This window comes from Nocardia sp. NPDC003693 (assembly GCF_053981095.1).
Genome location: NZ_JBSFNO010000035.1, coordinates 56,416 through 69,618 on the forward strand (window position 1 = coordinate 56,416; position 13,203 = coordinate 69,618).

11 protein-coding genes and 1 tRNA gene are annotated in these 13,203 nt (G+C 68.9%); 10 read left to right on the plus strand and 2 right to left on the minus strand.

The window, feature by feature from the left end; all coding sequences use genetic code 11:
- The first annotated feature begins 151 nt into the window (after positions 1–151).
- From ACWDOP_RS30155 to ACWDOP_RS30190, 8 genes are all read left to right on the plus strand, one after another.
- A complete protein-coding gene (locus ACWDOP_RS30155; protein WP_456347753.1) occupies positions 152–469 on the plus strand; it encodes a hypothetical protein in 318 nt (105 codons plus the stop codon).
- Positions 470–530: 61 nt separating this feature from the next.
- Positions 531–613, plus strand: a tRNA-Leu gene (locus tag ACWDOP_RS30160).
- A 311-nt stretch (positions 614–924) separates the two neighbouring features.
- Positions 925–1,884 (plus strand): RDD family protein, encoded by a 960-nt coding sequence (locus ACWDOP_RS30165; protein WP_456347754.1) that lies wholly within the window; start codon positions 925–927, stop codon positions 1,882–1,884.
- Between the two features lie 127 nt (positions 1,885–2,011).
- On the plus strand, positions 2,012–2,377 hold the full coding sequence (locus tag ACWDOP_RS30170) for a hypothetical protein (RefSeq protein ID WP_456347755.1): 366 nt from the start codon (positions 2,012–2,014) through the stop codon (positions 2,375–2,377).
- Between the two features lie 259 nt (positions 2,378–2,636).
- On the plus strand, positions 2,637–7,118 hold the full coding sequence (locus ACWDOP_RS30175; RefSeq protein WP_456347756.1) for a hypothetical protein: 4,482 nt from the start codon (positions 2,637–2,639) through the stop codon (positions 7,116–7,118).
- Between the two features lie 408 nt (positions 7,119–7,526).
- Positions 7,527–8,372, plus strand: a complete 846-nt coding sequence (locus ACWDOP_RS30180) for an ankyrin repeat domain-containing protein (protein ID WP_456347757.1) — start codon at positions 7,527–7,529, stop codon at positions 8,370–8,372.
- 24 nt (positions 8,373–8,396) lie between these two features.
- Entirely contained in the window at positions 8,397–8,990 is a 594-nt protein-coding gene (locus ACWDOP_RS30185; protein WP_456347758.1) for an NAD-dependent epimerase/dehydratase family protein, read from the plus strand.
- Between the two features lie 76 nt (positions 8,991–9,066).
- Entirely contained in the window at positions 9,067–9,774 is a 708-nt protein-coding gene (locus ACWDOP_RS30190; RefSeq protein ID WP_456347759.1) for an HAD-IA family hydrolase, read from the plus strand.
- Here ACWDOP_RS30190 and ACWDOP_RS30195 read toward each other — a convergent pair.
- The gene (locus tag ACWDOP_RS30195) at positions 9,705–10,118 is read right to left on the minus strand and encodes a hypothetical protein (RefSeq protein WP_456347760.1); all 414 of its coding nucleotides are present in this window, start codon (positions 10,116–10,118) and stop codon (positions 9,705–9,707) included. The two genes, ACWDOP_RS30190 and ACWDOP_RS30195, sit on opposite strands and share 70 nt — an antisense overlap.
- Before the next feature lie 128 nt (positions 10,119–10,246).
- Entirely contained in the window at positions 10,247–10,675 is a 429-nt protein-coding gene (locus ACWDOP_RS30200) for a hypothetical protein (protein WP_456347761.1), read from the minus strand.
- A gap of 477 nt (positions 10,676–11,152) precedes the next feature.
- Between ACWDOP_RS30200 and ACWDOP_RS30205 the strand changes: the two genes are divergently transcribed.
- Together ACWDOP_RS30205 and ACWDOP_RS30210 are read left to right on the plus strand one after the other, a co-directional pair.
- Positions 11,153–12,187 (plus strand): DUF6670 family protein, encoded by a 1,035-nt coding sequence (locus ACWDOP_RS30205; RefSeq protein ID WP_456347762.1) that lies wholly within the window; start codon positions 11,153–11,155, stop codon positions 12,185–12,187.
- 254 nt (positions 12,188–12,441) lie between these two features.
- Entirely contained in the window at positions 12,442–13,176 is a 735-nt protein-coding gene (locus ACWDOP_RS30210; RefSeq protein WP_456347763.1) for a dienelactone hydrolase family protein, read from the plus strand.
- The last annotated feature ends 27 nt before the right edge of the window (positions 13,177–13,203 follow it).

The following is a 13,203-nucleotide window of genomic DNA, read 5'->3' on the forward strand; positions in this document are numbered from 1 at the left end:
CGCACGTGTGTGACGCAAATCACATCGAATCGGACAAATCTCAGGGTCGAGTCCGGATTGCCGATCGATCGCGCCGCTCTACGCTGATCGGCGATCGCGGCGGTCCGAATCCGCCGCGCGCGACCAGCGGTATTCGAAAAGAGGATCGACCATGAAGACCCTGCGATGGACGGCCGGCGCGGCCGCCGCCCTCTTCGCCGTGACGGTGCTGTCCGGCTGTACCGAAGTCGAGCGCGCGCTCAATCAGGGCGGGGACACCAAGTGCAGCGAGTACCTGTCCCAGCAGCCGGACTCCCAGCGGATCACCGTCACCAAGTTCATCAAGCAGCAGACAGGCAACGACAACGAACCCACCGGCACCTCAGTCGATTTCACGATGAGCACGGTGCAGGCCCTGTGCCAGGTCCAGGCCAACAGCGAGACCCCCATCAAAAACGCTGACATCGCAGGCATTTTCATGAACAAGTAGCCTCTGACCAGCCGATTTCTCATCCGGGCGACAGCTCGGCTACTGTAGTCGAGCACCACCGGTCGGGGTGGCGGAATGGCAGACGCGCTAGCTTGAGGTGCTAGTGTCCTTAGGGACGTGGGGGTTCAAGTCCCCCTCTCGACACAGCAGGGCCCCAATTTCTTTGTAAAGCAGAGAAATTGGGGTCCTTTTCTGTTCGATCCCCTGAACCGTGTCGATTGCCAGTGTCCGCCGGCAACGCGTGGCGGTTTTCGGAACATGCTGGACGGCAGGGTTCTGGAAGTCTTTCGGTATGAATCGCGCGCGAACTCCCGGATTCGGAAACATACGCCGTAAATGATCGGGCGCAGTGCGATAGGCGGAATCGATTACGCGTCGAGGACAACAATTGTCGCGCACGAGATGCGCCGACGGGCAGTCGGCGCATCGGATTCCGGATAGAGATGCGTACGACGATGACCAGTGCCCCGGCCACTCCCCTCGCAGCACCGTTCGCTCGGCAGTTGGCCGGCTGGATCGCCGACTTCGCACTCATCCTGGGGGTGGCGGCGTTGCTCGCCTGGGGTACGCACTACCGAACCACCGATTACCTGTCGAGCTGGCCGGAACTCACGCAGACCGGCGTGCGCGATGTGCTCGGCTCGCGCGGTGATTGGGGCGGCGCCGGAAAGCAGTTCGGGACCGATGTCGTACGCCAGGTCCTGATCTTCGTCATCCAGGCGTTCGTCGCCCTGATCGTGGTCACCTTCGCCTATCGGTTCGTGAGCCTGGCGTGGAAGGGCTGCACGGTGGGCAAGATGCTCACCGATGTCCGGGTGGCCCCGAGGCTCCGCCCCGACAGCGGGCTCGGCGCCTGGCCGGCGGCGGCGCGGGCCTTCGGGAGCACGATGACCGACGTCGGGATCTACTCGATCGCCTGCATCGCCCTGCTCGCCGGCGAGTTCGCCCTCTCCTTCGTGCTCTGGCTGGTCGCGGTGGGCGTCCTGACCGTGAACGCCGTCTTCCTGGCCGCCGCCGGACGCAGGACGCTGATCGACAGACTGGCGGGGACGGTGGTGATTCGCGCGGGCCGGTATCAACGGTCCTGGGACGCGGCACGCGACAACGCCACGGTGCGGCGTGGAATCAGCACCGCGCGAAACGGATTGGGGACCGCCCAGACCACGACCCGCGCGGTCCGGGACCAGGCGAGCCAACTCGCCGACAGCGATCGCCTCCAGCACCTGCTCGATTCCGACCGGGCGACCCAGATCCGGCAGCGCGGCCGCGCTGTCGCCCGCCACACCGGGGAGTCGGCGCGCCAGGCGCTCGCGTCCGAACGTGGCCAACAGGCCCAGCGTGCCGCCAAACGGTTCAGCGCGGATGTCAAGAACGTCTACACCAAGCGCCGCGATGGCGGCGACCACCGTCCGTGAGTCCCGGATCGGCGGGCGCTCGGCCAGCCCCCATTTCCATGGGGTTGAGCCAATTATGCTGCAGCATAATGATTCTCGGCAGCACCGAGCATTCGCTTGGTTGTTGGAGAAATAGAGAGCGCTAACGATGATGAAAAGATTCGCCGCCACCGCCGCCCTGCTGATCGCGGGCCTGGGCGTGATCGCGGGACCGGCCGCCACGCAGGCTTCGGCCGACAGCAAGTTCGGCTGTAACTACCCGTACGTGTGCTTCTACAAGACCGGTAACGACGTCGCGACCAACCACCCCACGGCGATGTATCAGGACATGGGCTACTGGCAGACCCTCGGCCCGAACAGTCGTGGCGCCCTCCGCGTGGTCAACACCAGGAACGACGACGGTGCGCTGCTGAAGTTCTCCGACGGCTCGACCCAGTGCATCACCCCGAACTACGCGACGCTGCTGTACAAGACCGTCACCCAGATCAAGATCATGAACAGCCCGAACTGCTGAGTGCGTCCGGGCGCGGCGGCGTCACGCTTCCGTCGTGCCTGCTCGCGGATGCTGTGCTACAGCATCTTTCGCAGATCTGTGCAGCACCGCGGCCCCCCGCCGGTTGTCGAGTTTCGAGTGTTCTTCGGACGTCGGCGCCGCGTCCTCTTCCTTGGTTTCGGCCTCATTTCAGCCTCGGCCCGCCGAGCGAGGATGGGTCCGGTGCTCGCCCATAACCGCTGGGCGATTGGGTGTCGTTGCCCTTTGGCACAATTCGGCCATGCCGAACTTGGTGCCGTCGGATCCGGAGAATTCCACGTCATACGCCGAGTGGGTTCGGCAGTTCGATCCCGGCGTCGCCGACGCCGCGGAAACGCTCAGCGAAGAGGCCCGGGGCACTGTGCACGGCACCGACAAACCGGGGGCGGTCGTGGACGCGCTGGCGCGGGAGGCCGAGCGCCTGCCCGAAGCGCATCGGCCCTGGTTCTGGGACACGGTGGGGCACTGGCTGAGTGCGCACACGGGTAGCTTCCGGTGGGGGAAGCGATTTCGTAGGGCCGCCGCCACCGCCTACGGTCGTGCGCGGGCCGCCGAGCGTGCGCATTCGCTGCCCGTGCACGTGGACTTCCATCGCGCGAACGCGCTGATCTTCGCTCGCGCGGGTGCGCTTCCGACGGCGGAGGTCGCGGCCCATCAGCGCTGGCTGGCCACCGTCGGGTCGGCGCACGAGGCACATCGGGACTTCACGGCCCTGCTCGTGGCGCTGGCCCAGGGTGGGGCGGCGCTGGGCGCCGACATCCCGCGCCGGGTACGAGCCTCGGCCGAGGACGCCGGCCTCGGATACGGGGAGGACTCCCGCGTTCTGACGGCGGTGCTCGCGGCGTGCACCTCTGCCAAGGTGTCCGACGGCCTGCTCGACGGCGCGGCCAAGGTGTTCGCGCGAGTGCGGCCCGCCGACCCCGCGCCGCTGGTGGAATTGTTCCCCGAGACCGCCTCCACCGGCGCCGCGCTGCTGCGTATGCTCGACGCCGCCGGCGCGGTCGAGGCCATGGCCGCCGGAACCCTCACGCCCACACGCGGATTGGCGGGCTGGGTGAGCCGTTTCTTCCACATGTACTGCTGTATCAGGGCGCCCTACGGCGGTGTGACCATCCAGCAGATGCCCGCCGAACTCTTCGACGTGGTCGAGCGGATCGGGCCGAGACTGGTCGAAGCCGGTGTGCCGGTGGATTTGTCGTCGGGCCGCTGGTTCGCCTACCTGGATGCCGACCTGGCCGATCTGCTGCTCGCCCACGGTGTCGGCATCGCGGGCGCGGACAAGGTCCAGATGCAATTCTGGGGCCCGGCTTCGCGCCGTGACCTGCGCGCACTCGCGGCCCACCCGGTCCTGGGCCGCAGACTCGAACGCGTCGTGCACGCCGATGCGCGGACCACCAGCACCGCGATCGGCCGACTGCCGGAGAACCCCGGCATCGAACGCGAGGTGCATGCCCGCATCGTCGCGGTGATGGATCGCGTGGCGGGCAACAGCCTGCTCGACGCCGAAGCCGCGATCGACGAACTCGACAAGCTGCTGGATCAGCCGACCATTCGCGCGCTCGACGGTATCGAGCAGGCACTGGAAAGTCTCGACGGCGTCGATCCCCTCCTGTGGACCCTGCGTGCGGGAATCCCGCACGAATTGTGCTGGCCCGCGCTGGATACCGCGATCGCCGAAGTGGGCGTGGTGCGGGGCGTGACCGCCACCTGGCCGATGCTCACCGTGTACGGCGACGACCGCGCGGTGGTGATAGACCCGCACGGAAAGATCGCCGACACCACGTTCACCCTGCCCCCGGACGTCGGTGGGCACGCGGTGTTCTACGCCGGGGGCGAGTTCTTGATCGGCTACGGCGAGGTCCCGAAACCGGTGCCGCCGAGCCGTTTCGCACCGGCGCTGCGCGTGCAGGAAGCGTTCTGGGCCAATGCGCCCGAGGAGCGTTTCACCCCGGACACCGTGTGCGACTTCGCTCCCCTCGGGAACGGGTGCATCGGCGATTTGGGCTACAGGTTCGCCACCGCGAATGGCCGGCTCGATGGCACCCACCTGCTGCGGCCCGGCGACCGCTACGGCGTCGGTGACTGCGACGGTCAGATGAGTGACGGTGTGCGGGTATGGAGTTCGAACGGTCTCCGCGCCGGATCAGGTGGTTGGGCCGAGATCGACCAGGCGACCGGCAACCGGGGTGAGTCGGCGCAGCTACCGGACTTCCACACCAAGAAGCCGCTGCCGCCCGGCAGGGTCCCGGCGTGGGATCTGCTGTCGTACGCACGGCTGCCCGCGGGGGTGATCGACTCGCCGCTGGGCGCGGTGTCCGGGCAGAGCGGATATCGCATCACCAGGAACGACCGGCGCGGCTACCCCGCGGATTTTGTAGTGGAGGGCATCGATGCCCGCCGGGCCGAGTTCGCGGGTGGGCCGAAACTGGGTGACCCGTGGGGCCTGGTCCGCATGCCCGAGGGCGGCGCCGAACTGGTCATGACCCGCGTCGAGTCGAATGTTCTCGGCCTGATGCGCGGCTACGACGCCGAGTCGCCGCTGTGGGAGGTCCGTTCGTTCCCCACTTGGCGATCGGAGGTCACCGGCGACCGGGCACGGCTGCCGATGTTCCCGCCCCCGGCCTTCTGGCATTTCCTCACCCCGCGCGATCCGGCCGGTTCCCGGGCGCTGCGGACCATCGACGTGGCGGCGGTGCTCGCGCTGCTGGCCGGCATATCGCCGTCCGCGGTCACCGATCCCGTTCTCGCAGAGTCGGTACGGGAGTTCGCCGATCGAGCCACGCGGCTGGTGCGCAAGCGGGAGATCATTTCCGCACGCGTGGCATCGGTCCGAGCCGGTGCGCTTGCCGCACCCCGGACACCGGTACCCGACTCCGAGCTGCTGCCCGCCCTGCTCGGGCTGCTCGATCACGACTCGCGCTCGTACCCCGCGGTGGCGCCCGCGACCCTCACCGCCATCGTCGCGGACGGCCGTTTCCTGGCCGGGCAGATCGACGACTCCGTCCGCCGCATGAGCCCGCCCGCTCCACCGCAGGACTGGACTCCCCTGCTCGGAAACATCGATGCGGTGGCCTGGCGCGCACTCAACGCCCGTACCCCGGACGCCGACCGCGCGGCGCTGATCGCGTTGCTGACCGAGTGGGCCGAACAGCCTTTCGCCCGGCCCGGTGCCTGGCGGGTGGGGACGGCCCCGGCGGTCTCGGGCGACCGTACCGTCGCGGTGGGCAAGGGCTTCCTCCAGCCCGCGGACGCCGCGATTCCGCCCGATGCCACCGACGTCCGAACCGTCACGGTCACCCGGAACGATGCCGCCTACCTGACCACTGTCCTGGAACTGCTCGCGCGCAACGGTGTTCGCACCCCTGGCCTGCCCGCTGTCCGGTTGTTCGTCGAGCGCACCGGCGTTCGTGAGCCCGTCGCTCGACTGGTGCTGGACGGCATGCCCCGTCGCGCCCACCTCGGCGGCGGATTCGCGACCATGGGCGCCGCGCATTCCAAACTGGTCCGGACCAAGCCGTACGGTGCGAATTCCGAGGTTGCCGAGCAGTACGAGCAATACACCCGTCAGCTCGGATTCGAGGGCTGCCTGCGGCTGGTGGCCGCGGGTATGCCCGATGATCCCGCCGAATTGTGGAGCAAGGCGGGCGATCTGGCCGCCGCGGAGCGGATGGCCGCGGTGTGGACAGAGCTGCTGGGCACGCGACCTCGGGTGCCGGAGGATCTCACCGCCGAACTGGAGGCGGCCACCGGTCTGTCGTCGTACTACGCTCGGGCCCTCGCACATCAGGACAGCCCGGATGCCGCGAGAGAAGGCGTGTTGCTCGGTGCGCCGGACTCCCGCCCGACGATCCTGGCCCGTTCGAACCGCTTCCGAAGCATGGCGACTGCGGTGGTGTGGGCGCTGACCGAGCGTCCGCTCCACGACCCCGCCTGCCGGGGAGCCACCGAGCTGTTCGAACGGATTCGAGCGGGCCTGCGCGCACCGGATACCCGGGTCTGCCCCGGCTATTTCATGCTCACCGCAGCGCATTTCGGACCGGAGCGCTATGCCTCGGCCCCGGTGGGCAGCACCGTCTACGACGACGGACTGCTCATCGTCGACGGCGCGGTCCGGCTCGTGCAGCCGATACTGCGGACTGTCGCGCTGCTGGACCCCGAGCGGGTCGACCACACGCTCGCGACCTGCGCGACCCACGGCTACACGAAACTCGCGGACGCGATCCGCCGCGAACTCGCGATGATCTCCGGCCTCGAGGTGCTCATCGACCGCGCCGCCACGACCCCGGTAGCTCCCGGGCACTACGAGGCCGATCCGCGTCAGAGCGTGCCCGACCTGGTCGAACACGTCCGCGCGCAGACCGGAACGGGCGAGGACGCCGCCACGCTCCTGCTGCAACTGCTCACCCTGGCCCGCCCCACCGATCGCAACATCCGCCGCTGGAACGACTGGACGACAACCCGCCACAAGCAGGCCCAGGCCGAACTCCTCGCCGGGGGCCTGATCGTCGAAGACCGCCGTTCCCGCGCCGGACGCACCGCGTTCATCCCCGGCGGCTGGGCCGACAAGCTGACCAAACCCCACCTGCCGCTGGAGTCGGCGAAACTGCCCCGTTACCTCATCGAAGTCGGCTACGAGGAGATCCTCGGCCCCTACGACGTGATTCTGCCGCCGCGTCCCCTGCACGAAATGTTCGCCGACGCTTGGGCATTCCGCGACAGGTAGGGCGCCCGCCGGTCCGGGCCGCCGCGGGCTCGGACCGTTGCGGCGTTCGGATCGGCCGCGTCTTCGCCAGAGCGGGCAGGGCCCGCAGCATCGGCCCGGCCGCCGGCGACTCCCCATCACGGCAGAGCCGAACCGGGCCGCTGACGAAGTCGCGACAATACCGGTTCGCCGGCCCGGGACCACGATGCGGACTCGTCCGCATCGAGCGGCGGCGAGCCGAGCCGGTCGGTTCTTCGCCGGAAATCGCCGATCTCCCTGCCCCGGGCGAACGCACGTCGGTACGGTCCGCCGGCAGTGCTCGGTTCACCGGGTCAGCCGATCGGCTGACCCGGCTGTCAGCCGATCCGTCCGGGTATCGCAGCCGCCGCGCCGATTCGCAGCCGGGACCGGACTCGCAGTATGGAGGTCATGAACCCTCCCTCGGCCGATCAAGCAGCGGATAAGAGCGCACGGCGCCGGCGCTCGCGCGAACTCCGCCTCGCCATCGCCGTGCTGTCCGGCGCCATCGTGTTGGGCGCCTGCGCGGCCGATCCCGGCGCAGGGGTTACCGAGAACCGCTCCGCGCCGAGCGAAGCCGCCACTCAGTCGCGCGAATCGAGCACCCCCGCGAATGAACCGGGCCGGGTTGCCCCCGAATCCGCGCCCGCCCCGATCGACATCCCCGTCGCCCAGAACCGAGCCCTGTTGTCCGCGACCACGTCCGGCGATCCCGCCGCGGTCCGCGCCGCTCTCACCGACGGCGCCCAGGTGGACGCCCGCGATACCGCGGGCCGCACCCCGCTGATGCTCGCGGTCCTGTCCGACGACCTCCCGGTCGCCCGCGTCCTCCTGGAATTCGGCGCCGACCCCGACGCTCGCGACGCCCGCGGCGAAACCCCGTGGGTCAACACCGGCGTCACCGGCAGCGTCCCCATGATGGAGGCCCTGCTCCCCGCGCACCCCGACCTCACGCTGCCCAACCGTTTCGGCGGTAACGCGCTGATCCCCGCCGCAGAGAAGGGCCATCTGAACTACGTGCGGGAGGTGCTCCGGCAGACCGACATCGACATCGATCACGTCAACGACCTGGGCTGGACCGCGCTTTTGGAGGCCGTCTACTACGGCGACGGCGGCCCCCGCTACCGCGACATCGTCCAGGTGCTGGTGGACAACGACGCCGACCTCACGATCCGGGATACCAACGGCCGCACCGCCTTCGACCATGCCGTTCGCCGCGGCTTCGACGACATCGCGGCCCTCGTGAACCCCCACTGACGCAATCCCTTAGCCTCGATAACTATGCGGATCTTTCTGGCGGGCGCCAGCGGCGTCCTGGGCACCCATCTGGTGCCGCTCCTGGTGGCCGCGGGTCATGAGGTCGCGGGCATGACCCGATCCCCCGCCAAGGCCGGCCCGCTCGCCGCCGCCGGCGCGACCCCCGTGGTGTGCGACGCCTTCGACGCGCCGGCGTTGACCGCGGCGGTCGTCGCGTACGCCCCCGACCTGGTCATACACCAGCTCACCGACCTGCCCGACAGCGCCGCCGATCTCCCCGCCGGCCGCGCCGCCAACGCCCGCGTCCGCCACGAAGGGACCGCGAACCTGCTGTCCGCCGCCCACGCCGCGGGCGCGTCCCGCTTCATCGCCCAGAGCGTCGCGTGGGAGATGACGGGCGAGGGCCAGGCCGCCAAGGAGTTCCTGGAGTCCGCCGTCCTGGCGGCCGGCGGGGTGGTGCTGCGCTACGGCCAGTTCCACGGCCCCGCAACCTATTACCCCGACACCGTGCCCCCGGACCCACGAATCGCGTTGTCGGAAGCCGCTGTCCGCACGGCACGCTCCCTCGAACTCCCGTCCGGCATCTACGAGATCACCGACCGGACGACCTCTCCCTAGCTGTGGTTCGCGGGCCGCACCCCGTCCGTGTGATGATCATGAATCGATACCATCGAGGGCAGGATCGAGGAGCCCAATGAGCGCGCGTACCTACGATGCGGTGCTCTGCGATATCGACGGAGTGCTTCGGATCTGGCCCCCGGCCGACGATATCGAGCACGAAAACCGGCTTGCCACAGGCACACTCGCCGCGTTGGCGTTCGCACCCCAACGACTGGTCCCGGCGATCACCGGCGAAGTCACCGACGAGCACTGGCGGGCGGCCACCGCCACCGCCGTTGCGGAAGTCTGCGGCTCGGCCGAACGGGCCCGTGCGGCCGTCGCCGCGTGGTCGCGACTCGAACCCGAGGTGGATGCCGAGGCCGTGACCCTCCTGCGCGTCGCCCGCGTCCACGTGCCGATCGCGCTCGTCTCCAACGGAACCACACGCCTGGAACGGGACCTCGCCCGCCAGGGCCTGCACGACGTGGCGGATGCCCTGATCAACACCGCTCGAATCGGTTTCATCAAACCCGACCCCCGCGTGTACCGGATCGCGAGCGAGAGAGTCGGTGTCCCCCTGCACCGCTGCCTGTTCGTAGACGACTCCGAGCCCAACGTCACCGCGGCCCGCGAACTCGGTATGCCCGCCGTCCACTATCGCACGATCACGGATCTCCGCGATGCCCTCGGCCCGCTGCCGGCTCTCCCGGAAACGTCGTCGCCGACCTTTTCTCACGCCGCGCGCAGCGCCTCGCGGATCTTGCCGGCCATCGCGACCACCGCCGGGCCGGGCGTTCCGTGATGGACGCCGAGCGCGGCGTCCACGGCGACCAGCACGGTCGCCCGGAAGTTCTCGGCCTCCGCCGGATCCAGCTGCTCGAGCACGGCCACGGCCGAGCTCAGTGCGGGGAGGATCTGATCGGCCAGCGCCGCGACGGTCCGCCCGGTCAGTTCGATGTCCTTGGCCTTCCCGGCGAGCACGTGCCCGACCAGGCCGGTCGCCGAGTACAGCGCGTAGCTCCCCTGCACGGAAGCCCTGTGTGGCTTGCCTTTTCCGTCGGCGGCGGCGACGAGCGCGACGGCCCCGAACGCGGCGGTCCGGATGGTGGCCTTGTCCCGGTCGGTGAGGGTGGCGGTGATGGTCATGATGTCGTCCTTATCTCTGCTGTGCCGAACCGCTTACGAGAAGAACTTTCGCGCCCCGCGCTGACAGCGCACTGACCGCGCGCTGACACGACCACTGACAGGGCCCTGACACCCGCACGGGTTCGGTCCTATTCCTCGCGAACCTGCCAGCCGGCGCCACGCAACCGCTCGAGCCCGCGCTCGAGCATCGCCCGGCCGGGGGCGTCCAGGTCGCCCCAGATCGACCAATTGAAATAGATCAGTAGCTCGACCGGCAGACAGTGCCGGTCGGAGTCGGAAGTGCAGATGTCGAGGTACGCGAGCAGCTTGAACGGCGGGCCGAACGTCCAGTCACGGGGACCTGCCCAGACACCGTCGGGGCGGCGCTCGATCGGGACCTTCCGATTCCGAATGCGATTGTCGGCGTCATCCACCACGACATGGTCGCCGTCGACGGGGACCAGGGACTCCGGCAGCAAGGCCAGGGTGTCGCGTACCTGCAGATACGTCCAGGACAGCCACTCGCCCTCGTTCAGTTCGCACGGGGCGTCGAACATGGCGTCGACCACCGATCGCATGGTCGCTTCGTCGACCAAGTCCGCGTCGACACCCCTCGAATCCCCGTGCTCCCGAACTGATTCCGGGCCCCAGAAGCCCGATTCAGGGTGCTTGTCCGTCCCGAGCCGGAGCCCGTCCGAGTCCGTCGTCACCTCCCGGTAGATTTCGAACTCCAAGGGCCGGATGAACTCCCGGCACAGCTCACCGATCCCAGCAACGCCCAACTTCGCAGCCTCCCGGGCACATTCGGACGGCGAGACCCCGCCCCGTGCTTCCCACTCGAGGTCCATAGCCGCGTGAATGACCCGAGTCGAGGTGTAGATGTAATGCCCGGAATGCTCGTCCTCCCCCATGGGAGGAGATGCTGCCCGCCGAGTCTCGGATAGGCGACCGAATATTCGGGCCGCCCCGCGGTGCCGCCCCACCGCGCTGTCGGCCGGTTGACTCCGCACCAGCAATAAACGGTACTGTCAGTAACAGAAACTGTGGAGGTGGGCATGGACAGGGTGACCGGCATCGAGCGGGCCATCGGCGTGATCAACCGAACCCGGCGGCGCAACGCCCGCCCGTTCGACCCGGCCACGCCGATGTCCCCGCCGAGCGGACGCCGGCGCAACTGGGCGCACTACGGCGTCATGGTCCCCGGCCTCGCCGCACCGCACCGCTTCTTCGGCGTCATGTCGATTCTCGGCACGCCGGGTGTGGCGGTCTTCGCCAACGACCATGCCATCACCTCCACCCCGGCCGATACCGTCTACCTCAGTTCGGCGACCGGATCGATGACCGGTGGGCAGTTTCTGGTGCGCGAGATCGACCGCGACTGTGAGTTCCGTTCCGACGGAACACGTTTGAAGTTCGGCGACGAGCTCGTCATCGAGGGTGAGTACCCGAAGTTCGGCCTGCGCCGACGCCACCCGGAGATCGAGGTCGACCTCGAGATCGACGCCACGGACGTGGTGTCGCATTTCGCCCACGTCCCGGGGCTGTACGACCACTGGAGCGTGCTCGCCCGCGCTCGCGGCAGCATCACCGACCGGCACGGCGCCGTCCCGGTCGACACCCTGTGCACGGTCGAATACGCCACCGGCGTCGGCGTCCACAGCGTTCTGCCCGGCACCCGGGCCACCCTGCCGGTGCCGTTCTTCACCTACCACGTGCTCAACATCGACGACCGGACCCAGGTGCTGCTCGTACAGGTGCTGGGACCGGCGGGTCTGCCGATCCAGCGCCGGGTGTACGTGCGCGGGCTCGACGACCACGGCAGCGTCCACACCCGCGGCTTCGAGTTCACGGTCGACCGGCACCTGGATCAGCCCACGCCGACCGGCACCACCATGCGCCTGCCCGAGCACCTGCGCTGGCGAGTCCTGGACGACCGCGGCGAGGTGCTGATCTCCATCGCGGGCGCGGCCAACCACGACTACAGCTACGGGCTGGGGGCGGGGTTCGTGGGCAGTTACGACTACGTGGGGAGCTTCCGGGGGTCGCCTGTCGCGGGGACCGCGTACATGGAGTACATCGACAGAAGGTGAGAGCGCGAATTTTCGTGCACGATCCATGCCCTCGTGGCAGGAACCCGCCACGATCAGTGCGATCGTGCACGAAAATTCGCCCCCGAAAACCTTTTGCCTCCGCCTACCAGCCATTGCTACCCTTCCCCCCGACCGTGAACCGGACCAAGGAGGTGATACCCGTGAACGCAGTATCGACATGGGTGCTCCCCTCCGGAGTCATGGTCGGGCGATAGGTCGTCCGGGAGCGCCACGCACTCCCGAAAGGCACGACCATGCACTTCACTTCCGAGAACCGGCTCGATGGCGTCATCGAGCGCGAGTTCACCCTCGGCGAGATCCCCGGCATCCTGTGGACTCCCGACAACGATTCCGAACCGAGGCCGTTGATCCTCATCGGCCACCCCGGCGGACTGCGGGCGATGTACCCGCGACTGGCGGGACGGGCCCGGGACACGGTCGCCGCCGGATACGCCGCGGCCACCATCGAACTACCCGGGGCCGGTGACCGCCCGCGGTCGGCCGCCGCCGACCGCGCCCGCGCGGACCTGCGCGCGGCACTGAGCGCCGGACGACCGGTGACCGACGACATCGTCGACCGCCTGGTCCTGCCCCTGGTCGACCAGGCCGTCCCGGAATGGCGAGCCCTGCTCGACGTCCTCCTCGACCGGCCCGAAATCCGCGGCCCGGTAGGCTATTCCGGCGGTGTCATCGCGATCGGCCTGCGCCTGGCGCTGCTCGAACCACGCATCGCCGCCGCCGTGCTGTTCGCGGGCAGCTACGTGCCGCGCTCGATGTTCGAGGAGGCCGCCCGGGTCAGCATCCCGCTGCAGGTGCTGCTGCAGTGGGACGACGAAGGAAACGACCGGCAGCTCGCGCTGGATCTGTTCGACGCCTTCGGCTCCGAACAGAAGACCCTGCACGCCAACATGGGCGGGCACACCGGCGTCCCGGCATTCGAGGGCCCGTCGGGCAACGCCTTCTTCGCCCGGCACCTGTTGCGAGAGTGACGATTCCGTACGGATGAGCGACCGGCG